The 2,632-nt window shown below is 49.3% G+C and carries 2 protein-coding genes; both read right to left on the bottom strand.

Going from position 1 to position 2,632, the window contains the following annotated elements; translation table 11 throughout:
• Positions 1-162: 162 nt before the first annotated feature.
• Positions 163-978, bottom strand: a complete 816-nt coding sequence (locus KJ653_00125; GenBank protein ID MBU0684247.1) for a DUF3494 domain-containing protein — start codon at positions 976-978, stop codon at positions 163-165.
• A 229-nt stretch (positions 979-1,207) separates the two neighbouring features.
• The coding region (locus tag KJ653_00130; protein ID MBU0684248.1) for a PAS domain S-box protein at positions 1,208-2,632 on the bottom strand (1,425 nt) is incomplete at its 5' end.

The following is a 2,632-nucleotide window of genomic DNA, read 5'->3' on the forward strand; positions in this document are numbered from 1 at the left end:
CAACATCACTGACAATTTGCTGAAGGATTTAATGCAAATTCAAGTGGCGGTGGAGACTAGCCGAGATACTCGCCGCCCACAACTTAGCGATAGAAGTCGGCCATGCAATCTAGGATGAAGATAAGAAATTGCGAAAAAGGAAAAGGTTTGGGATCAGAGAACTCACTTCTTCTGATTCCTGACTTTGCTTACTATCGCCACGACAAACACCATTCCGACCAAGGGGATCAGAACTTGCGAGAATTCCGGTATCACAGTGCCCGGTGTATAGACGTAGTTGGCGTCCATAGTGACCGCTGTCTGTGCCAATGCGCTACCCTCTAGCGTTGCGCCGTTATTCATCACAATCGCTGTCTTGCACAATATGATCCCCTTCATGACTGATGTCGTTTCGAGCGTGACTTGGCCGGAGACCTGCCAGAAGATGTTGGAAACCTGTGCGCCGCTTAGAATAACTTGGACTCCGCTGGCCAAAGTCAGATCTCCCGTAATCTGGAAGATCCAGACATCGCTTGCCGCGCCCGAGATAGTGACACTACCGGTAGATACCTGGACCCCAGTGGTCCATTTGTAGAGACCGGGGGTGAGGGTCATCCCAGCAATATCCCCCGCAGTGCCAACATCGACGAAGTCAGGTGATGTCAGTGCGGCTGCGGAGTCATACGCGCCCTCCATGTCGAGTACAGCCGTAGACAGAACAGATGGAGTTGGGGTACCATAGTCAGAGGCATACACACTTCCAGTGACCAAAGCTGAGGTCGAATATGTAGCTCCTGCAGTGTATACTAGATCAAATCCAGTTATGTCTGACGCAGCTGCTGGACTAGTGGCAATATCGCCCCAGATATGGGTGGCTCCCGTAGCTGTCATTCCTGCCTTTGTCAGGATCACATAATTGGCAGCTGTTCCAAGGTCTACTGCCGTCGGCCCAGCCGACTGGGCTGGAGTTGTCGCATAGAAGCCTAGAACAACAATCATTGGAACAACAATCATTGAAAGTAGGATCGCAGGCCAATATCGAGCACGATCTGCTCTCTTCCCAAGCCTTGATCCAACTACTGTACGCCTTCCGACCATACCGTCATGTCCAACAAGTGCCAAATTCGCACTCTCTTGAATATTCTGCATACTTCGAGATATGCCCCGGTCGTTATACCGCTATTTCAAAATCATTGACAATTCAATGAAGGATTAGATACAAATCTAATCAGCAGTCTACAGCTCCAATTTGACGCGTTTGCGCCTTGTCGAGAGCCTCGCGCAACTCGCTCTCTAGCACTTTCCTTTTTGAAATGTCGCTTACGACCGCCAGCATGCGGGATGGTTCGTTGTTTTGGTCCAGCAAGATGTCTCCGGCTTCGCGTATCCAATGAATTGAACCATCTGACCATACTACGCGGTATTCGGCGTCATACTCCTTCTTGCCCTTCAAACATGCATCCGTTGCATCGGCGACTTTGTGGCGGTCTTCGATGTGAACGCAATCGAGAAGTGCATCGTGGGTTAGTTTGATCTCACCCTGGCCAAAGCCGAAGATTCGTTCCAGACCGTCAGACCATGCCAGCTCACCTGTTTTGAGATTCCAGTCCCAGGCGCCGCTCCTTGCAGCGAAAAGAGCCGACGAAAACCGGTCTTTGCTTTCGGCCAGTATATCTTCTGCCAACATCTTGACCCTAGCAAGCGTAAGATCCCTGACGACTTCCTCAAGAAGACTGATTTCCTCCTTGTAGATCACATGGCCAGGAGAGAAACAAACGCTGAAGATTCCTATGAGGCCGCCTCGATATTTCATCGGGATTGTCACGCTCGAGTACCCTTCGTGACCGCAATTGCGATGACATCCCGCACATTCTTCTCCGATTCCATTGACGATGGCTGTCTTCATTGATTTTGCAGCAGACTTTACGCAATTAGGTCCTTCCCCACTTCCTTCAGGGGTTATTCTCCAAGATTCGGTTCCATGCACTCCGCAATGCCCGACAAGAATGATGCCGTTGCTGTCCGGATCACGCTGCAGACCAATGGAAACGTCGATGAAAAGCTGCGTATCATTGAGCCGGTCAGCTGCCTTCTGTATGAGAGTGTCAATGTCTGACACTCTGTTTATCAACTGATTTACGTCATTTATGGCCGTAAGGAGCACGTTCAAGTATCTCAGCCGTTCCTCGTTCCGTTTCCTCACTCCAATATCTCTAGCCAGGATGGAATATGCGATTATGTTCCGCTCTTCGTCAGCTATACCACCGATGTTGATCTCAAGATCGACCGGTCTTCCTGATTTATCTCTTCCTATTATTTCTTGCACCCTTGCCTCATTCTTATCAGCTACGTCTTTGATAGCCAGTTTGATGAATTTGGGATCATTGAAGATCGGTATTGTTTTTCCAAGGATCTCCTTGTCAGAGTATCCAAGCAGTCTTTCAGCACTCCTATTCCAGAACAGGACCTGTTCCTCTTCGTCAATTATCATTACTGCATCGTGCGTCTGTTCGATGACGTTTTGAAAGAATGCGTGGGAGGACGCTATGTGCTTGAGTTTGCTGGCGATGCTTCTGAAAATCTCATAGTTCTGCTCCAATTCGGATGATAGGAAATAGACTTCGCCGTAACCTGCAGAAGACGACGGGGTAAG

The organism is Candidatus Thermoplasmatota archaeon, from assembly GCA_018814355.1.
GTDB lineage: Archaea > Thermoplasmatota > Thermoplasmata > UBA10834 > UBA10834 > COMBO-56-21.